The sequence below is a fragment of the Streptomyces sp. NBC_00273 genome (assembly GCF_036178145.1).
Taxonomy (GTDB): Bacteria; Actinomycetota; Actinomycetes; order Streptomycetales; family Streptomycetaceae; genus Streptomyces.
In genome coordinates this window covers 9,617,005-9,639,871 of the sequence record NZ_CP108067.1, presented here as the reverse complement: position 1 = coordinate 9,639,871, position 22,867 = coordinate 9,617,005, and the positions used below count along the sequence as shown (strand labels likewise).

21 protein-coding genes and 3 pseudogenes are annotated in these 22,867 nt (G+C 70.2%); 16 read left to right on the top strand and 8 right to left on the bottom strand.

The genetic code is table 11. The annotated features are described in order from the left end of the window. Positions 1-138: 138 nt before the first annotated feature. Together OG386_RS43410 and OG386_RS43405 are read left to right on the top strand one after the other, a co-directional pair. Positions 139-738, top strand: a complete 600-nt coding sequence (locus OG386_RS43410) for a hypothetical protein (RefSeq protein WP_328792800.1) — start codon at positions 139-141, stop codon at positions 736-738. Positions 739-1,307: 569 nt separating this feature from the next. Then, positions 1,308-2,117, top strand: a pseudogene (locus tag OG386_RS43405) (IS5 family transposase). 379 nt (positions 2,118-2,496) lie between these two features. Here the strand turns inward: OG386_RS43405 and fabG are convergent. Next, on the bottom strand, positions 2,497-3,288 hold the full coding sequence (gene fabG / locus OG386_RS43400) for a 3-oxoacyl-ACP reductase FabG (protein WP_328793556.1): 792 nt from the start codon (positions 3,286-3,288) through the stop codon (positions 2,497-2,499). An 897-nt stretch (positions 3,289-4,185) separates the two neighbouring features. Here fabG and OG386_RS43395 point away from each other — a divergent pair. The 3 genes from OG386_RS43395 (at position 4,186) to OG386_RS43385 (ending at position 6,427) form a co-directional block, all read left to right on the top strand. After that, on the top strand, positions 4,186-4,362 hold the full coding sequence (locus OG386_RS43395) for a hypothetical protein (protein ID WP_328792799.1): 177 nt from the start codon (positions 4,186-4,188) through the stop codon (positions 4,360-4,362). Positions 4,363-4,679: 317 nt separating this feature from the next. Then, entirely contained in the window at positions 4,680-5,933 is a 1,254-nt protein-coding gene (locus OG386_RS43390) for a molybdopterin-dependent oxidoreductase (RefSeq protein WP_328793555.1), read from the top strand. Beyond that, entirely contained in the window at positions 5,930-6,427 is a 498-nt protein-coding gene (locus OG386_RS43385; protein WP_328792798.1) for a hypothetical protein, read from the top strand. The genes OG386_RS43390 and OG386_RS43385 overlap by 4 nt, the downstream gene beginning before the upstream one ends. Here the strand turns inward: OG386_RS43385 and OG386_RS43380 are convergent. Next, positions 6,397-7,059 (bottom strand): class I SAM-dependent methyltransferase, encoded by a 663-nt coding sequence (locus OG386_RS43380; protein ID WP_328792797.1) that lies wholly within the window; start codon positions 7,057-7,059, stop codon positions 6,397-6,399. The genes OG386_RS43385 and OG386_RS43380 overlap by 31 nt on opposite strands. Positions 7,060-7,243: 184 nt before the next feature. On the opposite strand from OG386_RS43380, the pseudogene OG386_RS43375 reads away from it, so the two are divergent. From OG386_RS43375 to OG386_RS43365, 3 genes and pseudogenes are all read left to right on the top strand, one after another. Continuing rightward, positions 7,244-7,931: pseudogene (locus tag OG386_RS43375) on the top strand (NAD-binding protein); the annotation flags it as partial. A 312-nt stretch (positions 7,932-8,243) separates the two neighbouring features. After that, on the top strand, positions 8,244-8,420 hold the full coding sequence (locus OG386_RS43370) for a hypothetical protein (RefSeq protein ID WP_328792796.1): 177 nt from the start codon (positions 8,244-8,246) through the stop codon (positions 8,418-8,420). Between the two features lie 242 nt (positions 8,421-8,662). Then, positions 8,663-9,160 carry a hypothetical protein gene (locus OG386_RS43365; RefSeq protein ID WP_328792795.1) on the top strand — a complete coding sequence of 166 codons (498 nt, stop codon included), beginning with the start codon at positions 8,663-8,665 and terminating at the stop codon, positions 9,158-9,160. A gap of 332 nt (positions 9,161-9,492) precedes the next feature. Here the strand turns inward: OG386_RS43365 and OG386_RS43360 are convergent, their stop codons facing one another. Continuing rightward, complete coding sequence (locus OG386_RS43360; RefSeq protein ID WP_328792794.1) at positions 9,493-10,122, bottom strand: hypothetical protein; 630 nt, start codon at positions 10,120-10,122, stop codon at positions 9,493-9,495. 269 nt (positions 10,123-10,391) lie between these two features. Then, the gene (locus OG386_RS43355) at positions 10,392-10,616 is read right to left on the bottom strand and encodes a hypothetical protein (protein ID WP_328792793.1); all 225 of its coding nucleotides are present in this window, start codon (positions 10,614-10,616) and stop codon (positions 10,392-10,394) included. Between the two features lie 151 nt (positions 10,617-10,767). Here OG386_RS43355 and OG386_RS43350 point away from each other — a divergent pair, with 151 nt between their 5' ends. Beyond that, positions 10,768-11,907 (top strand): abortive infection protein, encoded by a 1,140-nt coding sequence (locus OG386_RS43350; RefSeq protein ID WP_328792792.1) that lies wholly within the window; start codon positions 10,768-10,770, stop codon positions 11,905-11,907. A gap of 570 nt (positions 11,908-12,477) precedes the next feature. Here the strand turns inward: OG386_RS43350 and OG386_RS43345 are convergent. Together OG386_RS43345 and OG386_RS43340 are read right to left on the bottom strand one after the other, a co-directional pair. After that, on the bottom strand, positions 12,478-13,131 hold the full coding sequence (locus tag OG386_RS43345) for an alpha/beta fold hydrolase (RefSeq protein WP_328792791.1): 654 nt from the start codon (positions 13,129-13,131) through the stop codon (positions 12,478-12,480). A 100-nt stretch (positions 13,132-13,231) separates the two neighbouring features. Further along, positions 13,232-14,011 carry a hypothetical protein gene (locus tag OG386_RS43340; protein ID WP_328792790.1) on the bottom strand — a complete coding sequence of 260 codons (780 nt, stop codon included), beginning with the start codon at positions 14,009-14,011 and terminating at the stop codon, positions 13,232-13,234. A 973-nt stretch (positions 14,012-14,984) separates the two neighbouring features. Here OG386_RS43340 and OG386_RS43335 point away from each other — a divergent pair. From OG386_RS43335 to OG386_RS43325, 3 genes are all read left to right on the top strand, one after another. Continuing rightward, positions 14,985-15,617 (top strand): hypothetical protein, encoded by a 633-nt coding sequence (locus OG386_RS43335; RefSeq protein ID WP_328792789.1) that lies wholly within the window; start codon positions 14,985-14,987, stop codon positions 15,615-15,617. Positions 15,618-15,700: 83 nt separating this feature from the next. Beyond that, positions 15,701-15,898, top strand: coding sequence for a hypothetical protein (locus OG386_RS43330; protein WP_328792788.1), 198 nt, complete (start codon positions 15,701-15,703; stop codon positions 15,896-15,898). An 83-nt stretch (positions 15,899-15,981) separates the two neighbouring features. Continuing rightward, positions 15,982-16,413, top strand: a complete 432-nt coding sequence (locus OG386_RS43325) for a DUF5958 family protein (protein WP_328792787.1) — start codon at positions 15,982-15,984, stop codon at positions 16,411-16,413. A gap of 653 nt (positions 16,414-17,066) precedes the next feature. Here OG386_RS43325 and OG386_RS43320 read toward each other — a convergent pair. Next, entirely contained in the window at positions 17,067-17,711 is a 645-nt protein-coding gene (locus tag OG386_RS43320) for a TetR/AcrR family transcriptional regulator (protein ID WP_328792786.1), read from the bottom strand. Positions 17,712-17,835: 124 nt separating this feature from the next. Between OG386_RS43320 and OG386_RS43315 the strand changes: the two genes are divergently transcribed. Together OG386_RS43315 and OG386_RS43310 are read left to right on the top strand one after the other, a co-directional pair. After that, positions 17,836-19,515 carry an ABC-F family ATP-binding cassette domain-containing protein gene (locus tag OG386_RS43315; RefSeq protein ID WP_328792785.1) on the top strand — a complete coding sequence of 560 codons (1,680 nt, stop codon included), beginning with the start codon at positions 17,836-17,838 and terminating at the stop codon, positions 19,513-19,515. 54 nt (positions 19,516-19,569) lie between these two features. Next, positions 19,570-20,487 (top strand): Vgb family protein, encoded by a 918-nt coding sequence (locus OG386_RS43310; protein ID WP_328792784.1) that lies wholly within the window; start codon positions 19,570-19,572, stop codon positions 20,485-20,487. Here OG386_RS43310 and OG386_RS43305 read toward each other — a convergent pair. Beyond that, positions 20,375-21,121 (bottom strand): annotated as a pseudogene (locus OG386_RS43305) (TIGR02679 domain-containing protein); the annotation flags it as partial. The gene OG386_RS43310 and the pseudogene OG386_RS43305 overlap by 113 nt on opposite strands. A 53-nt stretch (positions 21,122-21,174) precedes the next feature. On the opposite strand from OG386_RS43305, the gene OG386_RS43300 reads away from it, so the two are divergent. Together OG386_RS43300 and OG386_RS43295 are read left to right on the top strand one after the other, a co-directional pair. After that, the gene (locus OG386_RS43300) at positions 21,175-21,582 is read left to right on the top strand and encodes a hypothetical protein (protein ID WP_328792783.1); all 408 of its coding nucleotides are present in this window, start codon (positions 21,175-21,177) and stop codon (positions 21,580-21,582) included. Positions 21,583-21,985: 403 nt separating this feature from the next. Then, a complete protein-coding gene (locus OG386_RS43295; protein ID WP_328792782.1) occupies positions 21,986-22,813 on the top strand; it encodes a HEAT repeat domain-containing protein in 828 nt (275 codons plus the stop codon). Positions 22,814-22,867: the final 54 nt, after the last annotated feature.

The following is a 22,867-nucleotide window of genomic DNA, read 5'->3' as shown; positions in this document are numbered from 1 at the left end:
GGTCGATCCGCCAGGTGGCCATGGTGGGGCGTCACCCCTGCGAGTCGTGTTTCCTGAATCGGCGTTTCCCTCCCTTCGCGGCGTCATTCCGGTCGGGCAAGATCCTCCCCTCGGTACTCCCCTACAGAAAGGAAGCCCGTGACGCACAACATGCTGACCGGTGCCAACCGCCTGGCACGGCACCGTAGCCGGATCGCCCTGGTATCAGCGACCGCTGTCCTGGGAACCCTGCTCGCCGGCGGCCTGGCATCGGCTGCGACAGGACCCGACGTCGCCGTCTCCCTGGCCCTGGACTCGCCGCGGCAATGGGAGCCAAACACCGTCCTCGGGGGGTCCGGCCGCGGCTGGATCACGAACACGGGGGACACCACCATCCCCGCAGGTGTCAAGGTGTACTTCACTGTCCGCAATCTCGCCGTACCCCCCTTGATCTGCGCACACGGCGACTCCAGCCGGATGTGCAGCGAAATCCACGCCGTCGGTGTGCTCGGCGGGGACGGCACCACCGCGGTGCCCACCCCCGTCATTGACAATGCCGTCCCTCCGTGGATGATCATCACCACCAGGGACCTCGCCCCCGGCGAAGCAGTCACGTACCGCTGGACCGTTGGCCACTACGCGCCGTGGCACCGCGTGGCAGGGACCGCAACGGTCACCTCCTTGCCCCCGGGGATTACCGACGTCGACCAGAGCAACAACACTGCCACCGTCGCAAGGCAGGACGGCACTGGCTTCTGACTGGACCTACGCCGGCAGCCGCCGTGCGGCGCACGATCGACCTCCGGCAGGCATCGACCACGCTGAGTGCCTCAGAACCAGCAGGTCAAGGGTTGCCGGTCCGCAATAGGCGCTTTGCGTAAGCGTGCGGGGAGCAGTCACGGTGACCGTTCCCCAAGCGCGAGCGACTGCGGCTGGAGTGGCACGAGGGAAGGGAGCAACGAATGCCGCGCCTTGACCGTGGTCAACGCCAACCGGAGCGCCCCGAAGTCCGGCAGCTTGATCAATCTGGCACCGACGGTCAGCAGTTTCGCTCTAGGCCGACCTGCTATCAGGCTACCGGTCCCGGCCTGACCGGGGTTCAGAAGCAGACACTGAGAGGGCGTTTAGTGCTTTTCTGAGATTCTTGAGTCGATATGGGCTTGTGTTCGTTCGAGGCTTATGGGGCTGGTGTGGTTCATGATGCGAAAGCGGCTGCCAGGCGGGCGTCTTGCTCCGCCTCCTCCTTTTTCATCACAAAGCGCCGGGTTTCGCGCCGTATGCTTCGGGCGCCGGTCCGCACGCCCGGGCCGGCTGGGTAGCCCAGGATCATGCCTGAACGTCGCCGACACCCGAGTGATCTGCCCTATGCCCGGTGGGAGTTGGTCGAGCCGGTCCTGACCGCGTGGCGGTCCGAGCGCCGCTCCTGGACATCGGCCGGCCTCCCGACCATGACCTGCGCAGCCTGCTGGACGCGGTCCTCTATGTGAACCGGACGGGCATCCCCTGGCGCTACCTGCCGCGCGACTACCCGCACTGGAACACCGTCTACGCCTACTTCGCCCGCTGGCAGGAAGAAGGCGTCTTCGACCAACTCAACAGGCTCCTGCGCCGCCAACTCCGCAGGCAGGAGGGCCGCGAGGAGGAACCGACCGCCTGCGTCATCGACTCCCAGAGCATCAAAACCTCCACCAATGTCCCCGCCTGCGAGCAAGGCATCGACGCCGGCAAGACGATCATCGGCCGCAAGCGGAGCATCGTCATCGACACCGTCGGCCTGCTCCTGGCCGTCGCGGTCACCGCCGCGAGCGTCCAGGACTCCATCGCCGGCCAGACCCTCATCGAGAAGGTCGCAGCCGAGCACCCCACCATCCGTAAAACCTGGGTCGACGGCGGCTACCGCCAGCACCTCGTCGAGCACGCCACATCGTCCGCCGCAGCCCCGCCACCAGGGGATTTACGATCCTGCCCCGCCGCTGGACCATCGAGAGAACTCTCGGCCGGCTCATGAACCACCGCCGCCTCGCCCGCGACTACGAAGCCATCCACACCGCTCCGAAGCCATGATCCACCTCGCAATGATCAACCTCATGACCCGCAGACTCACCGCCGAATCCACCCCCAGCTGGCGCGGCGCATGAACCGCCCTCAACCCGGTAATCCGGGATGAAACAACGGGATGAAACGCCCTCTGAAGCCCCTCGGCGCCGATCGCGCGCAGGTCGCGATCGGCGGCGCCCTGGGCGCGGTGTCGACCCACACCGCGGCTCCCGCAGCGCCGCCCGGACCGCCCCCGGGTCTATGGCCCCACCACCGCACGTAACCACCGGCCCGCCCCGACGTCCGCCGCCGGGACCAGACCCGTGCCCGCCGGCTTGGCGCTCACGACTGCGACTGCCTGAGTGCGGGCCGCCGGTAGAGGCCCGCACGGCGGCGCTAGTCGGTGGCACCGGCGTTCCGATCCCGGCAGGGGGCAGGTCAGACGGTGAGCGGAGGCCGTGTGGGGGCTCCTGCCTTGGGTCAGGTGCGCGGTGGTGTGAAGGCGTCGAGGGATTCGGGGAGTGTCTGGCCACCGTCGACCGTGAGGGTCTGGCCGGTGATGAACGCGGCTTCGTCAGATGCGAGGAAGAGAGCGGCGTGGGCGATGTCGGCGGTCTCGCCCAGTCGGCCGAGCGGGATCGCCGCGGACATCCGCCGCAAGTACTCCTCCCCCAGGTCGGTGAGACCTTCGGTGCGGATGTTGCCGGGCAGGACGGCGTTGACCGTGATGCCGGCGGGAGCCAACTCAAGGACCGCGCCCCGAAGGAAACCGAGCTGCCCGGCTTTGCTGGCACCGTAGTGCGTCCAGCCGGCGTACCCGGTAGTGGGGCCGGTGATAGAGGAGGTCAGCACGATGCGGCCGTGCCCGGCACGCTCCATCGCCGGCAGGAACGCCTTCACGGTCAGGACCGAGCCACGCAGGTTGACAGCCAAGACCTCGTCCACGTCCTCGGCCGTCATCTCGCGCAGGGGCTTCTCCGGGAAGATCCCCCCGTTCGCGCACAGCACGTCCACATGCCCGTGACGGCGTTCAGCCTCGGCGGCCATCGCCTCGATCGCCTCCGGATCCCGCACATCCACACCCAGGCCGAGCACGCGGCCCCCGGTGGTGTCGGCGAGCCCGTCGGCGACCGTACGGGCGACCGCCTCGTCCCGGCCGGTGACGACCACGGTCGCCCCGCGGCAGGCGAACAACTCCGCGATGCCCCGGCCGATCCCGCGCGTTGCGCCAGTTACGACCACCGACCGCTTGCGCCGGTCAGTGCCCAACATCCTTCGTCCGTTCCCTTCCTGGCGTCGCGGCGCCACCGGCACAGGCCAATCGCCGCAACCGCCCGAACCGATCGTTCCTGACCTCACCTTGAAGAGCGTTCGGCGAGGTACCGAGAGCGGCAGCGCTTCCGCCGCAGTCCCCGCCACTCCGGGACAACGCGCTTGCGAGAGCACCGTCACGGCTTCGGCGCTTGCGGACGAGAGGCTGCCAGCGGTCCCGTACGGCTGGGTCGATGCGGTCCACGACGCGCTGGGGCGGGGTCTTGCGGTCGCCTTTGCGGTAGCGCTCCATCGACTGGTGGCTGACTCCGAGCGAGGCGGCGACGGCTTTGGCTGTCTTGAGGTGCAGCAGGAAGTTGATCCGGCCCAGAGGGTCAGCCGCTCGGCACTGGTGTCACCGCCGCCGTCCAGGGCATAGCCCGTGCCCACGTTCACGATCTGCTGCGTGGCGGGGTCGTAGGTCCACTTGAGGTTGTCGGACAGGCTGGCGGCATTCCGGTTCGCGTAGACAGGCACCCGGTCGGCACTGGTGTCACCGGTACCGTCCAGGGCGTAGCCGGTGGCCACATTGCCTCAGGTCGACGAAGTCCAGCCTGGACGTTGTGCGACGGGTCTCGAAGGCGTAGACGGCCTTGGGGACCGCCGCGTCACGCAGACCGGACAAGGCTCCGTTACGGCCCTGACCTCAAAGCATGATCCGGTGCAACAGGTGCGGTGTACGAGGCTGGCCGTGAGTTTCACCTGGACGTGAGCCTCGTGGTGCCAGCCCGTCTCCTTGACGGAGTCAAGCCGTTGAGCACTGGCAGTAGCCGGAAGCCTCGAGGCGTGGGGGCTGCCTGCGGATTTCGCCGAGACTGGCCACCCGGTCGAGCGGGCCGTAGAAAGGACCCAGGCGAGATGAGCCAGGAAGTCTCCACCGATCAGCTGTTGTCGCCCAGTACACCCCAGGAACTTCTGGGGCTGCTGCACGCCTCGGGACTCGACGATGCCGCCCTCGAAGCGTCCGTCCGCCACCTCGTGCCCGGCTCCGTCGGCACAGCCGCCGAGATCCCCGACGTGGGCCTGGCCGCGTGAGAGCTCGGCGGGGATTCCCCTCACTTGGCGTGTCGCCGGCGCGGGTGCGGCACTGGTGCGGCATGTTCTTCTAACTGGCGAAATACGAAGAAACAGCAGAAATCGGTGGTCGATGGAGGTGCCCGATGGGTGCGAGTGGCATCGGGCAGGGCCAGCCGGACGACGTGCCGCCGACAACGGGCAAGAGGCCGGCGAAGCCTGACGCCCCGCCTGTGGCCGGACCTCCACCCGGCCGGGCTACCGGTGCCCGGAAACCCGCGCCGCCGAAGGTTCGGTCCGGTCCGCTGGCGCGGCTGCGAGAGGGCGGAAGCGCGGTTCTGGGAGCGGGGCCGCCCCCGGGGCCGGCCCGTCCGGAGTTCTGGCGGAGTCCACTCCGCGGTCCATGGCTGACCGCAGTGTTCGGGCTGGTCCTCTTGTTCGGGATCACGGTGCTCTTCGTAACCGGCCTGCTGTCGTACGCGGCGTACAACCCCGATCTCGCGGCGGTCAACGACCAGACGCCGAACAAGGGATGGCTCGGCTTCTACCTGTTCTCCTGGCCCACTTCTCCCTACTGGCTATACCGGCTCACCCAGGGCGTCCACGTCACGCTGGGCATCGTCCTGGTGCCCGTACTGCTGGCGAAGCTGTGGTCGGTCATCCCGAAGTTGTTCGAGTGGCCACCGATCCGCTCGGTCAGCCACGCTATGGAGCGGCTGTCGCTGCTGTTGCTGGTCGGCGGCGCCGGCTTCGAGTTCGTCACCGGCATCCTCAACGTCCAGCTCCACTACATCTTCCCCGGCTCCTTCTACACCCTGCACTTCTACGGGGCCTGGGTGTTCATCGGCGCGTTCGTCGTGCATGTGGCCTTCCGGCTGCCCAGGGCACTGCGGGCCGTACGGGCACGATTCGGGGAGCCTGCGGCGGGTACCGGGGAAGCGGTCGAGCTGGTCTCGCCACGCCCCGCGGAGCCGACCATCTCCCGCCGGGGTGCCCTGGCCATGGTGGGGCTCGGGTCGGTCGCGCTGCTGGTCGTCACGGCGGGGCAGAGCATCGGCGGATGGTGGCGGCGGACCGCCCTGCTGGCCCCGCACGGCCAGGACCCGGGTTCGGGCCCGAACGGGTTCCAGATCAACAAGACCGCCGCCTCGGTCGGCATCCGGCCCAGCGACGTCGGTCCCGCGTGGCGGCTGACCGTACGCGGCCCGGGACGTCAGGTCGACCTGACGTACGAGCAGCTCCTGGCCATGACGCAGCACGAGTCGGCCCTGCCCATCGCCTGCGTGGAGGGCTGGTCGACCCCCGACCAGCGGTGGGGCGGGGTCCGGCTCACCGATCTGGCCGCACTCGTCGGGCTCGGGGTGAACACCCCCCGGGTCCTCGTCGAATCGGTGCAGCGCGGCGGCTCGTTCAGCTCGGCCGTGCTCAGCGACCACCAGGTCCGTGACAGCCGCTCGCTCCTGGCCGTCCGCGTCAACGGGGCGACCCTCTCCGCCGACCACGGCTACCCGGCGCGAGCCATCATCGCGGGGGCTCCGGGGGTCCACAACACCAAATGGGTCACCCGCCTCACCTTCGGAGAGCCCGCATGAGCACCCCGACCGCGTTCCGGCGCCGCTACGGCGCCTCCCCGCTGCACCTGCTCCTCGTACTGGCCTCCTTCGCCCTCGCCCTCTACGCCGGTCTGCGCCTGTTCGAGGGGGACACCGTGGGGGTCGCCATCTGGTTCGTCGGAGCGGCCCTCCTCCACGACCTGGTCCTGCTCCCCCTGTACTCGGTCACCGACCGCGCGGCGCAAGCGCTGTTCCCCCAAAGGCCGAGCGATGGTCGGCCCGTGCCACGGGTGAGCGTGAACTACGTCCGCGTACCCGCCTTCGTCTCCGGGGTGCTGCTACTCGTTTGGTGGCCGCTGGTCCTTCGCCGGGTCGCGCACTACACGACCGCGACCGCCCTGCCGGCGGACGGGTTCCTCACACGCTGGCTCCTGATCACCGCGGCACTGTTCGCGGCCTCGGCCGTGGTCCTGGTCGTACGGACATGGCGCTGGAACCGGGCTCAGCGGCAGGCGCGCAGCGCGACGAAGTGACGTCCTCGGGCGCTGGCCCACCGCTCGGCCTCGGTCCACCCCGAATCCGCGGCATGGCGGCCGAGGGCGGTGGCCCCGACCACGGCCCAGGGGAAGACTGTGCTGACCGGCTGGTGACCGGCGTGGATCCGGACGCGACGACGCTCGTCCACCTCACCAGGATCGGTCTCCACCAGGAGGAGCCCCTCCGGAGCCACGACCTCCCGGATCCGGTGCAGCAGCCGTCGTGGCTCGCCACCGATCCCGATGTTGCCGTCGATCAGCAGCGCCGTTCCCCACCCGCCCTCGTCGGGGAGCGGTTCGAATACCGATCTGCTCACCGCAGAACCGCCCCGACAGGCGGTTGTGATCACGGCGACTGGACAGACGTCGATACCGAGGACGTGGTGGCCACGCCCCGCGAGCGCCTCGACCATACGCCCGGCGCCGCACCCGATGTCCAGTACCCGGCCGGTGCACCGCCGCAGCACGGTCCGGTCGGCCGCGTCCGCCCGGGCGCACCACCTTTCCAGGTCCAGGGGGAAGGACCAGCCCTCCGCATCACCCAGGGACAGGGGCAGGGCACGCTGCGGGGCGTGGATCGCCCGCGCGTAGGAGGCGGTGCTCCAGGCCCGGTATTCATGAGCGGTCACCCCCCATGTCTCGCCACGACCTGTGACCATGGTGCGTTCCGGACCGCTGATTCCCCCGGACGGCCTCCTTCCGTGATCACCGCGAAACGTGGTCGGCCGGCGCGGGAGCGACCGCTGTTGAGGGCATCCTGGGGCGGTGTCTTCGATATCAGCGCAGCCTCAACCGCCTTACGCCGATGGGCGGATGGTCGTGTGCGGTGACGACGGGCTGGCCCGTCGTCTGGCCTCCGAGCTGCAGGAGGTCTACAAGGAACGGGTGACGCTCGTGGCGCCTGCCGGCCGTGATGCACAGCCGAGCGTGGGCCGTGCACCCGGCTGCCCTGCCGGGGAGCGGCCGCCGGCGCGGGAGCCGTGGGTCCTAGAGGCGGCGGAACGCGACGAGGAGGTGCTGGCCGCAGCGCGGGGGGGCCGGGGCCGCCGCGTTGGCCCTGGTGTACGAGGACGACACCAACGTCCGGGCGGCCCTGGTCGCGCGTCGGCTCAACCCGAGGCTGCGGCTCGTGATCCGACTGTACAACCGCAAGCTCGGCCAGCACCTTGAGGAACTCCTCGACCAGGCCGCGGTGGTGGCGGAGCCGGCGATCGACCTGCGGGAGCTGGACTCCTCGACGACCGTGCTCTCGGACGCCGACACCGCCGCCCCCGCACTGGCGGCCAGCGCTGTCGCCGGTACCAGCGAGGTGGTCCAGGCCGACGGCCTCCTGCTACGAGCGGTGGAGCGTACGCCTCCGGGAATGGGTGAGGTGACCGATCCGGGACTATGCACCCTCGCCCTCCTCTCCGCGACGACGAGCGACCCGGTCGGCGCGGAGGGCGCGGCTCGCTGCAAGCCGTCGTCCCGCGCGGGACCGGCCATTCCGCGACTGCCGCCGTTTGTCACAAGCGCCCCTCATCCCGGTCAGGCCATGATCTCGCCGCCGCAGCCTCGGTGATCCACAGGTCCGTGACCAGGGGAGCCACCCATGCCCGCCACGATCCACAACCGAGTGCGAACCACCGTCCGGTGCCCCACTTCCGGTGGCTGGCCACCGACGGCCTCGCCCTCGGCGACAAGGTGGCCAACCAGGTCTTCACGACCAAGTTGCGCGCCCTGTGACGTGAACGGCGGGCGTGGTCCTGTACCCCTGGCCCGCCGTATGGGAGCCTGGGGCCACCTTCGCTTCCGCCCTGCCAGGAGACACCCCGTGCCCCGCCCCCCTTCGACCGGGCGGGTGTCCTCCCTATTCGTTTTCGGGGCCGTCCTCACCGCCGCGGGTACGGCCCTGCACCTGCACCCGGGTCCCGGCCTTCCGCTGCTCGCTCTCGGTGCTTTCGCGCTGGCGGCAACGGTCGCGGTCTGGCTCTCGGCCCGGCAGCGCTGAGCGCGGCAGCCGTACGACCCAGCACGGCCCGGACGCCGCCCCCGTTGCTGTGCCTCGGCATCCGGGCCGTGCTTGATTTCCCCGTGCCCTGATCCTGCCGTTCCCACCACCCGGCGCACACTGCCGGTGACCGGCAGTCTCTACGCCGCTCTGATGCCGACGAGGGCTTCGTTCCGGAGGCGTGGCACCCTGGTGGCCGCGTCAAGGGATCATCAGGGACGCGTCATGACTGGGGGAAATGAGTGACGGACCGTACGGCAGCAGCGGATCATCTGGCCGGCTATGCCGACATCGTCGCCGCGGCCTGCGTCACGGGCCGCCGCCTGAGCCGCGACGAGCGCGAGTCCTGCCGGACGGAAGGCGAGCGGGCAGCGGAGGCCGGTCTGCCGCTGCGCGGCCTGATACGGGACCACCTGGCGGCGGCGCAAACCGTACGGCTCGCCGCCCCTTCAGGGCGCGTGGTCCCATCGGCGTACTTCGCCGACAACCAGCTCGATGGTGGTTCCCACCGCCGGGAGATTGTGGGCCAGTTCACGCACTCCCGGCTCTCTGCCACGACGGATGACGTCCAGCGACGCGCCGACCGGCTCGTATCCATCGATCGTCGCGATGAAGCCCCAGGGCTGGTGGCTGGTGATCGTTGCTTGGACGCGTTCGCCGGGATGGAGCTCGCTGAGTGGCCGTTCGAGTTCATCGGGCATGGAGGTGTTCCCTTCCATTGGTGGCATCACTTCGTCTGAATTCGGTCGCTTGGCGTCGGTGGGAGGCGTAGGAGGCCCAGGGTGCCTCGGCCTGAATGGCGTGGTCCTCGGCGCACTCGGGCGTGTAGCCGAGCGCTTGAGCGGCGACAGCGGGCGGCATCTCCTGGACCAGGGCGCGGAGCGCTGCGAGCCGAGTGCCGAGAAGGTGGATGCCGTTCTTGGCCAGCTGGTTCATCAGGTAGGGGGAGTGAATGTGCTGCCCCGGGCGGTTGCCGGGGAAGAGCCAGGGGCTGGTTCGGTTGGCGACGACATTGCGGGGGCCTCGGTTCTCGGCATGCTCGCGGAGCACTTGTGTCGAAGCGGTGGCCAATTCAGCCGTGGCACGCCTCGGCAGCACCGGGCATGAGCTGCTCGTCGGCTTTCCTGTCTTGGGGCTGTCGGAGCACGGCCAGCAGTGCATCGAGGTCATCAAGGTCCTCGTCCGTGAGGGTCACTGACGGAGCGCGGTGGCGGGCGGCGGCCTGTGCGCGGCGGCTCCGGTGGGCGGCTATGCCGTGGCCGGCTGGATCGCTGGCGAGCAGCCGCGTGGCGAGGCGCTGGATCTTGCGGTCCAGGGCGAGGGCCAGGCGCCGGCGTTTCCGGCTTCGTATGGCCGCGAGGGTTTGCGTGCTGGTGCGCAGCTGCTCGGCGAGGAAGCTCGTGGGCCAGCCGTGTTCGGCGAGGTCCTGCAGGCTGTTGGCCGCTCTGTCCGCTTCGACGAGGCCGGGGAGTGGCCGTTCGCGTCGGCGGGCGGCGTTCATTGGGATGCCGAGGATGGCTTCCACGGTGGTGCGGTGGATGCGGGCCGGCCGAGCTGCGGCCGGGCGCAGCAGGCGCCGGACGAGGGTGACGGCGACGCCGGATATCTCGGCGATGTCCGATGCCGACAGGCCCGTGCTCTGGAGCCGGCGTGCGGCCGCGGCAGCATCGGATGAGGGAATGCGGGCGGGGCGGCCCGCCATGAGTTCGCTGGTGCGCCGGGCTCGGTCCCGGCGGGCCGCGGCCCTGCATTCCGGCCGCGGGCAGCCGTAGTCGGCGCAGGTGGGGCTGCCGTGCCTGACCCGGGACCGCAGCGGCTGCTTGCGATCCCTGCCAGCAGTGCGGGTCTGCGTGGAGGCTGAGGGTGTTGGTGAGTTCATGCCAGGTCGATTCTGCCCGTTCACGACCTCGTCTCGTACCTCTGCGATCAGATCACCCGGGGCGTACGACGGGGTGCGGGAAGCAGGGGTGGTCAGTCCGGCCGGTTCTTGCCCAGCCCGGGGTCCACCGGTGTGCCGGCCATGCCTGGTGCGGGCGGATCATCGCGTGGCCACAGGCCCAGCAAGTCGAGCAGCTGCGCGAGGTCGGCATGATCAGTGGCACGGTCGGCGACCGCGCGGCGCGCGGCGTCCCGGTCCACACAGTCCACCGGGGCCAGCAGGGTCGGTACCTCCGAGGAGGAGAAGGGATCTTTCATGGCGTGATGCCACCACAGGTGGCATCACCTGGCAGGGCGCACTACTCCAACCGGCCTTGCCCCGACTCCGCAAGCGGGAGGCAACTTTGGTCTGGGCTTGCGATACTTGCGGACGATGGGCCGGGACCCGCCCTCCGTAGAGGCTGGGGGCATGACCTCACCACTGATCGGCCGTCGGACCCTGCTGGCCGGTGTCGCCGCCGCCTCCACCCTCTGCGCCACCGCCACCGCCACCGCCCGGGCCCGGACACCCAACGCGGACGACGCCGCAGCCACGGCATCCTCGCGGACACCCGCATCGCTCACGTACAAGGGAGTCAACTTCGACACGGACCGTGAGGTCTGGCGGACGGAGTACGTGCGCAGGGAAATCGCGGCCGTCAAGGACCAGTTACACGGCAACGCTGTTCTCCTGCTCGGCCACCGGCTCGACCGGCTCGCCGAGGCTGCGTCGATCGCCGCCGCGCACGGCCTGTTCGTCTGGCTCGAGCCGCGGCAGTTCGACCAGGACGCCGAGCAGACCCTCGCCTTCCTCGCCTCGGTGGCGCGCGCCGCAGAGTCGCTGCGCTCCCAGTATCCCCGCGTGGGCCTCTCGATCGGCACGGAGCTGACCATCTTCATGTCCGGCCTGGTGCCGGGAAAGGACTACGAGGAGCGCGGTCAGGCGCTGGGGCGCCCGGAGTCGGCCGGCTACCAGGAGCGGCTGAACGCCTTCTTGGGCCAGGCGGTCGGAACCGTCCGGCCGCTGTTCCACGGGCCGGTCACCTACGGCTCCGGCGACTGGGAGCAGGTCGACTGGCACGGCTTCGACGTCGTCGGCGCCAACCTGTACCGCAACGGCGACAACATGACCAGTTACACCCGCGCGCTGCGCGCCCTGCAGCGTCACGGCAAACCGGTCGTCATCACCGAGTTCGGCTGCTGCACCTTCACGGGGGCCGGGGAGCAGGGCGGTTTGGGCTTCACCGCGGTGGACTGGGAGCGGGAACCCCCCCCTGGTCAAGGACGGCTACGTGCGCGACGAGCACGAGCAGGCCGCCGAGGTCGGGGCGCTGCTGGACCTCTACGCGGCCGAGCGCGTGGACGGGGCGTTCGTCTACAACTTCATCGCGCCCGACTCCCCGTATTCGCCGCAGCGCTGCCACGACCTAGACATCGCCAGCTTCGCACTCGTCAGGACGTATCCGTCCGGAACGCGGCGCGGCTACGCCGAAACCGGGCAGTGGACACCCAAGCAGTCCTTCCGCGCGGTGGCCGACCGGTTCCGCTGACGCACCCCCTGGTGCTGTGACCGGGAAGATTCCCCGGGTTGATGGCTCTGGGCCCCTCCACGACGGATGAGGAGAGAAACGGCCGCCAGCCGTTCGTCGGTGCGGCCCGGCCCTCGAAGAACGCGGGAAGCCAATGCGGGAGGCCCCGCCCGGGTCCGTTGAAACGCCGCAGCCGAAACGCCACCGACCGATACGAGGCCGGCGCGCCACGGGGGAAGGGGCGCCGGCCCCGGACGGCCGCTGAATGGGGGGGAGGATCCTACGGCTGTAGTCGGGTGTCCCGATCCGCTGCCGCAGCGGGGACGGACACACCGGCGATTGAACTGTAGACCATTGGCCTGCCCTCGCCGCCGGCAGGCACACCGCTGCCGAGGGCCCACCCACCGAGACGGTTCAGTGGTTCCGGGCGGAAGAGCCGCCGGCCGGAGCGGTGACCGGCGACGTGTGACGGCAGCCGGGGCCCTGCCCGCGGCCGGCAGCGCCACGGGGGCAGGGCACAGCCCGTCCGAAGGCGGCTCCCATCAGAACGCGGGAGCGGCCGTGGGGGCTTCAGGCAGTCCCCTGTCGGGGAGGGTGTGGGCTGTCAGGATTCAGCTGCGGGCTGCCTGCCGGATCAGGTCGGAGACGGCGTCGGGCTGTGAGACGTAGACGGAGTGGCTGGCGGCGACCTCGACGGTCCGGGCGCCGATCCGCTCGGACATGGCGTGCTGGGCCGGGGGCGGGATCATGCGGTCGTCGGTGGCGATCAGATACCAGGCCCGCTTGGTCCGCCAGGCCGGCTGGAACACCGTGCCGGCCAGCGCGTCGCCCCCTCCAGGGGACCTGGGAGTCGGCCATGAAGTCGGCCTGGGCGCGGGGCAGGTCGCCGGCGAAGGATTCGGCGAACTTGTCGCGGTCCAGGAAGAGGAAGCCGTTGTCGGGCGGGAGGATCGGCGGGACGGGGGCGCCGGGGGGGGCGGGTCGGCGATCAGGGTGCTGACGGACTCGCCCTTGTCGGGGGCGAATGCGGCGATGTAGACGAGTGCGTTCACCTGCCTTGGGCTTGGGTGCGACGGCCTGTTCTGATGGCCGCTTCCGCCAGGTCCATGACGGTCCAGATCGCGTGCGAGGCGAAGGGCGGCAGTGTTCCGGGGGGCGTGATGAGCGTTGACTGCCGGTAGGCCTCCTCGAAGTCGCCCTGCCCCAGGGCGGACACAGAAGGCTTGCCCCTCCGCGGTCAGACCCCCACCCTGCGGATACCTCATACACCCGACATACCGCGACGATCAACCATCGTCAGCCCCTACGACAACCCACCTTCAAGGTCAGTAATGAGGTTGCAGGCGACACTGTTGGTCGCACCCATCAGCCGGCCGAAGTGTTCTGTGTCGCCTCGCACGCCTCGGTGAGGGCTCGCTGCCTCAGGTTGCCGCCGAACAGCTGAATCGTGGTGGCGGCCAGGATGTCATCCGTACCGATGGTCCGGCTGCCCCCTTTCCGGGCGGACAGGGCCCGGAGGGGATCATTGAGGAACGGGGGTGGGGCCGGTTCGCCCGACATCACGAGGGTGACCGTACCGAAACGTTTGACCCCGCCCTCGCGGACGACCATGGCCGCGTCCCGGGCGAGGTCCGTCAGGAACACGCTCGCGATCCCGTCCAGGTCGCGGACCATCGCCGGGACTGCCGTCACCCCCTGGCTCCACAGCAGCTTCTTGACCCCGGCCTCGAACCTGTGAGCGCCGACCACAGCACTTGATTTGCGTGACCTGCTGCGCTTACGAGAAGGCGCGATGACACCCTCGGCGTCGTACAGGGCACCGGTCAAGCCTTTGAACGTCGGGCTGTGGTCGTACCATTTGTCCCCCACCTCGAGCTCGACGTTCCGGTCGATCGCCGAGAGAAGGTCCTTGGGAAACAGCTTTCTCCGGGCCTCCTCCGCCGCCGCTCTCCTCGCGCCATCGATGATCTCCGTCAGCACTGTCCGCGTCACCGACGCGGCCGCCCACGCGGCCGACCGAGAGACGTGCATCGGGGTCACGTCCCTGAACACCGCTTTGACGAGAGAAGGCTTGAACGGCGAGACACCCATGACCGATGCGGTCTCGGGACCGCTGCTCTCAGGGCGTGCGGGCTGTGCGGTCATCAGAAGATACGCTCCCTGTTGCCGGAGTTATCAGAGGCCCATACTTCACCACGCAGACCCGCTCTCTTGCCCCCATCCTCCGTCGAAGCGCGCCCGATCAAAGGCCTGACGGGCACATCCCAACGGCGGGCCGATGCCTATGGCTGCTCGGCAGTCGGACCGACAGCGTAGCCGCCCTGACCCAGCACAAGGCCCGCACCAGGTCGGTGACGGTCCCCAGGGGGCATGAGGAGGCCGTGGTCGTTGACGGCGAGAAGCATGCCGTGAGGCTCGGAATCTGGCTGAGCACGCCAAGAGCAGGCGCGACAAACTCGACCGGGCCCAGCGCACCGCACTCGCCGAACTCGGCATCCACTGGGCTGCCGGATGACCGTGTGGGGCGGTCCGTGGAGGGCCGCCCCGCACTCAACACCGCTCAATCGGCGGCCGGGAGACACCTCCCCGGATGCCGGGGACTGCAAGGTGACGGTCGGCGTGAGAATGACGTGGCTATTCGTCACTCGTGTCAGCACCAGTGCGTCACGGCCTGGCAGTGTGAACTACCAGGTCGCTGGGGCTACACCGCTGACAACCAGCTGACGAATCTCCACTGACACTCCCCCGCAGAGCATCAGCCTCGCGGGAGAACGCATGGCCCGGTAGGAGCGGCGCGGGACACCGCCCTTCACCTTCGGCAGGACCCGCGTCCCCGACCGCCAGAACGTGGCGTTGGTCCTGCGTATCCCGTCCAGGTCCCCGCAAGGATCCTTCCGATCCCCCGCGCCACCGACTCGGAGTCTGCTTCCAACTGCTTGCCGAACTTGCACTGCGCCACGGCTGCGCCTCGCCTTCACTGTGTGTCCGGGCACTTCACACCCGAAACCGGACAGCTCCAGTTCACGTCCTTACGCCTGTGGATGAAGTACGGCGACAGAGAGCTGCGCGGCGGATACGCTGGGGTACCGCCTCTGACCAAGAAGAATGTGACTGCGCCGTGCCCATAGCCCCCTTCCGCCGGATCTGGATGAACATCTGGGCACAGGCCTCGGCCAGTGACAGTGCGGCGCTCACCGAAGCGCTCACCAAAGCCCTCTCGCCGTACGGCGAGGTGCTCGTCACAGCGAAGGGGCCGTACTGGCGGACTCCGGAAATGCTTGAGTACCAGGTGTCGCTCGTACCCTCCGGAACCACCGCGGACTGCCTTCACGCCCTAGGGTGTGTGCAGGATCCGGACGGTCTATGGCGGGACTGGGAGCAGCCCGCAGACGGTGGTGTGTTTCTGCACCCCGCGGTCTACGGCGTCCAGGTCGGCGAGGAGGAAGCCTCCGCACCGCCCTTGTTCAGGGCCGGTGACATCGTGGTGATCCGTGACTGCGCCGACGCCCGTGCGGAGGGACTGGCCGGAGCCGAAGCCGTCGTGCACAGTGCGGGCTACAACTCCGACCAGCCCGACCCCCTGCTCCGCTGCTGGTACCACTACGTGATGCCCGAGGGCCGCGACACCCTGGAACCCTTCGACGAGAACGACCTCCAAGCCACCGGCCGCCGCGTCCCCGCCACCGGGCAGCAACCGGCCCACCTCAGCGTCAGCGCCGAAGGGGTCATCACGGAATCGTTCGCACCCTGACCGGGGCTCTGCCCGGGGGCTGCGACAGGCTTGGAGCACTCCGGGTATGGCCAGCGGCGGAGGCGGTCGTCCAAGGTGGGGCGATGAGCGTACTCAGACCCGGTGACATCACTGACGAAATGATCCATGAAGTCCAGCAGCATCTGAAAGATCAAGGCGTCGACATCATCCAAGCCATCCTCATCACCACCCGACTCCTGGGCGACCACCCCAGCAGTCTGCGGGCAGCACGAGAGGTCGTGGAGGGCAGCCCAGCCCGAACCACGGCTCGCCCTCAGTAGGCTTGTCCATTCTCAAGCGTGCGGAAAGGCAGCCTGCCCAGCCGGGCTCTCGCCCCGAACCGGCAGCGTGGAATGATCAAGAGGTGATCGAACCGAGCAGTGAGGACGGCCGCGCCATCCGGCGCGAGACCGAGCGGGTCGTCAACGAGATAGCCCAAGGGCTCCGCATGTTGGACGACGGTGCGGCCTGGTTCTCCGGCCTCTCCCCTGCGGATCGGCAGGAGGTGCTGCGGGAGATCGCCGGCTACGCGATGCAGGCACACATCACGGCCGCAGACGGCCGCGCGGGGGTCGCGCGGTCCGGGGTCAAGCCCACAGCCAACCCCTCAGTGATGATCTGCATGGACCCGCCCCGCAGTGGGTTCGCGGGCCTCCCCGCAGACGAGCACGTGAAGGCGTTCCGTGTCCTCGTTTCCGTGTTCGCTGTTGCCGACACCCGCCGCAGGGAGACGTACTGCAAGGGCACCTGCGGACACGCATGGCACAACCTGCCCGCGGCCGCCGAAGAGCCGTAGCAGCGGCTGCACCGAACTCCGGCCGGTGCGTTCGCCGCCCTGGACGCGGATGCCGGCGACAAGCTGCACCAGTTGAATCGTTCCGACAAGCAACCCAGACCGCCCTGACCAGCACGGCTGGCACGTGTTCACAGGCCGCGCAGCCTCACGGACATCGTGGGCCCTGTCCACGAGAGCGGGTTCCGGCGGAACCCGGCTGTGCGCCACACCTGCACGCGGGCCGACCGGCCGTGGCCAGGCGGGAGCAGCCAACCGGCCCGCTTCGTGGTCCTGCAAGACGTCCTCGGGACCATCGGCACTGGGACTGCGCGGCCGCGTACACCTTCAGCTGCTCCACTTCCAGACCCTCTGTCAGGGACCCCCGGGAGCGCCTCGCGTCCGTGCTCACGGGTGCAGCCCACGGATCGACGGCCTCCCGCACCGACGGCTCGGCAGCGGCGGGAACAGGGGGCTCGGGGTGGCGGCCGCAGCGGGCACGGGGCTCGCCGGGCAGGCGCGACCCGCGGGTCACCGGCCGCGCACCTGCGCGGGCAGCACGTCCCTGGCCGGTACCGCGGCGCCGGCTGCAGGGCGGGCGAGGCCGAGGTAACGGCAGTCACCGCCGGGGCGGGTGCAGGTGCCGGGCCGGCAGGCTGCGGGCGCTATGTCCGAGGTCATTGCGGCGTGCCGAAGGTGCCGGCGCGTGCCGCCGCGGCGGCGACCCGGGCGGCGCGGTTCGGGAGCGTCGGGTCGGGGACGGCCCGGATCAGCAGCAGTTCGTGGTAGAGCGGGGCGGTCGCCGCGACGAGCAGCGCCCGGCTGTCGGCGGGGCCGGGCAGTTCGCCCCGGTCGGCTGCTCGGGTCACGACCACCGCGCACCGTGCGTAGCGGTCATCCCAGAAGCGTGACAGTGCCGCTGCCGCCTCCGGCGAGCGGAATCCGGCGGCGATCAGGGCCATCGTCAGGTTCGGGCCGCCGCCCGCCAGTGCCTCGTACACCTCCTGGTTGAGGGCGGTCAGGTCGTCCTCCAGCGACCCGGTGTCCGGTGGGGTCCACGTGTCGTCGGATGCGGTGTCGAGTACGTCGGCCAGCAGGTGTCCGACGTCGCGCCAGCGCCGGTAGACGGTCGTGCGGTGGACGCCGGCGCGTTCGGCGACCGCGTCGACTGTCAGCCCGTCGTACCCGGCCTCCAGGAGCAGCGCGCCCACCGCCTCCAGCACCTGGGTGCGGACGCGGGCGCTACGGCCGCCGGTCCGGCGCCGCCTCGTGGCCGGTTCCTGTCGGCTGGAATCTTCGCTTGCCTGCATGGGGGAATCCATGCCAGCATTTTAACGCAACATTCGTCGCCTTAAAGGAGAAGTCCCGTGGTCATCCACCGCGTTGCCGCCCACCGCACCGCCGTCGTGACGACGATCCCCGCCCCCGAACTCCTGGAGCCGCCCTGTGACCGCGCAGCTCACCGCGTCTGACCTCACCAAGTCCTACGAAGGCCGCCTGATCCTCGACTCCGTCGACTGCTCCGTCCCCACCGGCGAACGTCTCGGTATCGTCGGAGAGAACGGCTCGGGCAAGTCCACCCTGCTCCGGCTGCTGGCCGGGGCCGAGCGCCCCGACCGCGGCGAGGTCGTCCTTCGCGCCGAAGGCGGCGTCGGCCATCTCGCGCAAGAGGAAAGCCTCCCCCCGCACCTGACCGTCCAGCAGGTGGTCGACCGCGCCCTCGCCGAACTGCGCGCCCTGGAGCGGGACCTGCGCCGGCTGGAGGCCCGCATGGCCGGCGGCGACGCCAACGCCGAGACCCTCACCGCGTACGCCGACACCCTCACCTCCTTCGAACTGCGCGGCGGGTACGACGCGGACGCCCGCGTGGAGCGTTCCCTGCACGGCCTCGGCCTGCCGGGCCTACCCCGCGAGCGCGCCGTCGGCGGCCTGTCCGGCGGCGAGGCCGTGCGCCTGCGCCTGGCCGTACTGCTCGCCGCCGCCCCGGAGGTGCTGCTCCTCGACGAGCCCACCAACCACCTCGACGGCGCCGCCCTGACCTGGCTGGAGGACCACCTGCGCGCCCGGCGCGGCATCACGGTCGCCGTCTCCCACGACCGGGCGTTCCTGGAACGCGTCGCCACCTCCCTTTTGGAGGTCGACGGTGACCTGCACAGGACCGTGCGGTACGGCAACGGCTACGCCGGCTACCTCGCGGAGCGCGCCGCCGAGCGGCGGCGCCGCGCGGAGGCCCACACCGCCTGGCGGGCCGAGGCGGCCCGGCTGCGCGAAGCCGCCGCCGTCACCGCCCGCCGGGTGGCGCCCGGCCGAGCCATGAAGGACGGCAACAAGATGGCGTACGACCGCGCTGCCGGCCGGGTCCAGCAGTCCCTCGCGAGCCGGGTCCGCAACGCCGAGGAACGGCTCGCCCGGCTGCTGGCCCAGCCGGTACACCCACCCGCGGAGCCACTGCGGTTCACCGCAGTGCCGCGCACGGCCACCACCGCAGCCGGGCCTGAGGCACCCGCCGGGCCAGCCGGGTCCGACGACGCGCGACGGGTACTGCTGGCCGCGGCGGGCGTCGCGGTCGAGGGGCGGCTCGCGCCGGTGGACGTGACCGTGCCGGCCGGCGGCCGGCTGCTGGTCACGGGCCCGAACGGAGCGGGCAAGAGCACCCTGCTGCATGTTCTGGCCGGCGCCCTGGACCCCGACCTCGGGCAGGTCGTCCGGCACGGCCAAACCGGGCTGCTGGCCCAGCACACCGACGCCGGCACAGGCCGCGGGACGCTGCTCGCGGCCTACGCCGAGGGCCGCCCCGGGACTCCCGAGGAGCACGCCGAACGGCTCCTGTCGCTGGGCCTGTTCGCCCGCGACCGGCTGTCCGCTCCGGTCGGCTCCCTCTCCGTCGGGCAGCGGCAGCGGCTGGCCCTGGCCCGCCTGGTCACCGAACCGGCCGACGTCCTGCTGCTGGACGAGCCCACGAACCACCTCTCCCCCGCGCTGGCGGAGGAACTGCAGGAGGCGCTGGCCCGGTTCGCCGGCGCAGTGGTCGTCGTCAGCCACGACCGGCGGCTGTGCGCCCGCTGGCCGGGCGACCGGCTCACCCTGCGCGCCCCGGCGCCCGCCGCAGCCGCCGCCCACCCGTGACGGTCGGCAGCCCGCTCCACCCCTCCCCTCCTCCCCCTCGAATGGACGCCCCTCTTGACCACCTCCGTAAGCCCGCTCGGCACCCTCACCCCGCCCACCGCCGGCTCCGGCCCGTACGGGCTCGCCGTCGGGCCTGACGGCCATCTGTGGTGCACCCTCGTCCACGCCGGGCGCATCGCCCGCCTGACTCCGTCGACCGGCCGCGTAGAGGAGTTCGCACTGGACTCCCCCGACTGCGGCCCCACCCTGGTCACCGCCGGCCCGGACGGCGCGCTGTGGTTCACCCGCTACCGCGACCACCAGATCGGCCGGATCACAGTGGACGGCGAGACCCGCTCGTACGCGCTTCCCGGCAACGCGGGCGGGCCCTACGGGATCGCGGCCGGGCCCGACGGCGCCCTGTGGTTCACCCTGACGAACACCAACCGCATCGGCCGGATCGGCACGGACGGCGAGGTCCGCGAGTTCCTTCTGCCGTGCGAGGGGGGATTCCCGTCCTTCCTCACGGCGGGACCCGACGGAGCCCTGTGGTTCACTCTCAACCAGGCGAACGCGATCGGCCGGATCACAGTCTCCGGCGAGGTCCGGCTCCACCCCCTGCCCACATCCGGCGCCGCCCCGGTCGGGATCGCGGCCGGCTGGGACGGGAGCCTGTGGTTCGCCGAGATCGGCGCCGGGCGGATCGGACGGCTCACGACCGGCAGGGCAGGCGTGGAGATCACCGGGTTCGCACTGCCCGAAGCCGACTGCCGCCCCCACGCTGTCGCGGTCGCACCGGACGGGACCTGCTGGTTCACCGAGTGGGCCACCGGCCGGATCGGCTCCGTCACCCCGGATGGGACGATCACCGAGCACCCGCTCACACACCGCAACCGCGAACCCCACGGACTCGCCTTCGGCCCGGACGGCACGCTGTACGTCGCAGAGGAGCACAGCGGCATCTCCAGGTGGGAGGTACACCACACCGCCTGACACCCCAACAGACGGCAAGGCCGACAGAACGGCCACGGCAGCGACAGCCTGGTGTCCCCGGTGGCGGGGCGCCGGTCAGGCCGCAGCAGCACGGCCGGGCGACAGTGCGGCTGACGGCCGTCGCACTGGCTGCGTTTCTACCTCCTGGCGACGTCTGCGGAAGCATCGACCTCACGGACTTCGCGCCTATCTGCGCCCTACCCGAGGAACGTCTCAGGGAGGCCGTGGAGGGGCTCCGTAACACCGGTGCACTATCCGCCTGGTCGCTTTGCTTCTCGGCAGAAGAACTGCGGTGGCGGACGGCCGAGGCAGACACACCAGGTTTTCCAGCACGGGCGGAGTAGTCAGTAGTGAAAGGCTGGTCTGGGCGGTGCGCAGCTATCAGGAGGACGACCTGAGACAAGCGGTCAGCGACGATGCCAAACCAGGTCAAGAGCCCGCTTTTCCTCGTTGGCGTGTCCGGTTGTTCTGTCTTCAGTAGGTCGCGGGCCAGGAGGACGAGCAGCGCGCCGCGGCCGTTCTCCTTCAGGTCAAAGCAGTGCGGGTTTCTGGCGCAGTGATGAGCGAGGCAGGCCAGTGAGAGCGGCCTCGGCCGGGGCGGCAGTGCGTGGACGCGCGCCAGGGCGTCGATGAGGCAGTGCGGAGTGTGATGAACTGGAGATCGTTAGTCGAGGGTTGGGGGGGAAGATGGCAGGCGATGAAACGGCACTGGACGTATCCGCCACCACAGATGCCGTACCGGGGCGCGCTGGGAAGACGGGCCAGGACGCTCGCCGGATCGAGATGTGGTCGATCGTGTGGATGCTCCTGGCCATGGTGATCTGGGGATGGTTCGCGTTCCTGATGTTCGCCGACTATGGCCCCGATGTCCCGTCGTATCAGGGGAGCCGCAGTTTGTGCCAGGGCCCGCTCGTTGAGCCGTCGCCCCAAGACCGAGTCTGCCGCAGCGACGAGTTGCGCCAGTGGCCCGCGCTGCTGAGCATCCTCGCGTTGGCGGTTGTAGCGACCGTTACCGCTGCGGCGACCATGGTGTACGCCAAGGTCCTATCCCGCCTGGCTCACGGCGAAGCGTCCGGCGTACGGTCGCAGGGCTGATTTTTCAACATCTCTTCACTCTGGGAGCGAAGCGCAGCGCGGGCGCCCCCCAGCCGCAGTTGCTGGTCCAGGGCTGCCACACTCCGACCAGCCGCCTGCACACCCGTCCCGCTGCGCCCGGAGCAGTCCCGCCAGGTCGCCGGGTTCCGGCCGGGGGAAGGGGCCGGAACGTGGGATGTCCGGGTGCCGCGCGCGCCCGGGCGGCGGCCCTTCGCACGTGCGGCCTGGCCGCACGTCAGGGGGAGGTCGTCAAGTGAGTCTTTCTGGGCCAGACTATGACTCAGTCAGTCGGGACGGGCACGTCCGAGTCGGTCGACGCCGTACAGGTTTCCGGGATGCCGTCGTCCGTACGCAGGTGCAAGACGACGAGTACAACAGGCCCGACGAGTGCACCCTTGGTGGCATGACCGTGCGGGACGGCCACGGGGCGATCCTCACGTCCGTCGAGGAACTGCTCGGGGTCCGGACCTCGTTCGAGGATCTGATGGACCGCGCGTTGACCATCGCCGACCAGAACCACCCGACATGGGGCGGGGTCACCCTCCTGCTGGCCGGCCGACGCGACCAGGCGACCTGGACAGCCGCCGCGACGCTGCGCACGCACCCGGACCCGTCCCGCCGATTGTTCGGTGCCGAGGTACTCCGGGTGACCCATCTGCTCGACGACAGCGAGGAGGACGCGTTCGCCGGTCCCGCTCTGGACCTGTTCACCGACTGGTCGGCCGAGGAGACGGACCTCGCCGTGCTCACCGAGGTGCTGGTCGCCCTTGGAGAACACATCGGCCCCCGCGCGGAGGTGGCCCTTCTGCCTCACGCCGGCCATCCCGATGCCCGGATACGGCGTGCGGTGGCGCAAGGGCTCACTGCTTTGTCCTCGCCGCCGGCCTTTTCCGGCGATGCTCGCACGGCGTTGCTGCGGCTGATGACCGATCCGGACGCGGTGGTACGGAAAACCGCATGCCGCGTGGTTGCCGAGGGCAGGGACCACGATCCCGTCTTCGCGGACGCCATGGCTGCTGTCCTGGACGACACGAACCGTCTGGTCCAGCTGGCCGCCGTCTACGGGCTCGCCCTCCACGACGACGAACGGTGCGTGGAAGCAGCACGCCTTCTCGCCCCGCCGCAGCGCGGTTCCCTGGAAGAAGAGGGCTACCTCGACGCAGTGTGGCGCTACGAATGGCGCCGCGACGGCCGCTGGACGTCCCCCGCCTGTGCCTGTCAGCTGATCTGAAGCCGGGAATACCGCACGGTTCGAATGACGCTCCGCGCCAGCTGGCGGCTACGG

Coding starts and splice junctions, on each gene's coding strand:
- fabG (WP_328793556.1), bottom strand. CDS start 3,288: ATGTTGGGCACTGACCGGCGCAAGCGGTCGGTGGTCGTAACTGGCGCA.
- OG386_RS43395 (WP_328792799.1), top strand. CDS start 4,186: ATGAGCCAGGAAGTCTCCACCGATCAGCTGTTGTCGCCCAGTACACCC.
- OG386_RS43385 (WP_328792798.1), top strand. CDS start 5,930: ATGAGCACCCCGACCGCGTTCCGGCGCCGCTACGGCGCCTCCCCGCTG.
- OG386_RS43360 (WP_328792794.1), bottom strand. CDS start 10,122: ATGGCGGGCCGCCCCGCCCGCATTCCCTCATCCGATGCTGCCGCGGCC.
- OG386_RS43355 (WP_328792793.1), bottom strand. CDS start 10,616: ATGAAAGATCCCTTCTCCTCCTCGGAGGTACCGACCCTGCTGGCCCCG.
- OG386_RS43350 (WP_328792792.1), top strand. CDS start 10,768: ATGACCTCACCACTGATCGGCCGTCGGACCCTGCTGGCCGGTGTCGCC.
- OG386_RS43345 (WP_328792791.1), bottom strand. CDS start 13,131: ATGAGGTATCCGCAGGGTGGGGGTCTGACCGCGGAGGGGCAAGCCTTC.
- OG386_RS43340 (WP_328792790.1), bottom strand. CDS start 14,011: ATGACCGCACAGCCCGCACGCCCTGAGAGCAGCGGTCCCGAGACCGCA.
- OG386_RS43330 (WP_328792788.1), top strand. CDS start 15,701: ATGAGCGTACTCAGACCCGGTGACATCACTGACGAAATGATCCATGAA.
- OG386_RS43320 (WP_328792786.1), bottom strand. CDS start 17,711: ATGGATTCCCCCATGCAGGCAAGCGAAGATTCCAGCCGACAGGAACCG.
- OG386_RS43300 (WP_328792783.1), top strand. CDS start 21,175: ATGGCAGGCGATGAAACGGCACTGGACGTATCCGCCACCACAGATGCC.
- OG386_RS43295 (WP_328792782.1), top strand. CDS start 21,986: ATGACCGTGCGGGACGGCCACGGGGCGATCCTCACGTCCGTCGAGGAA.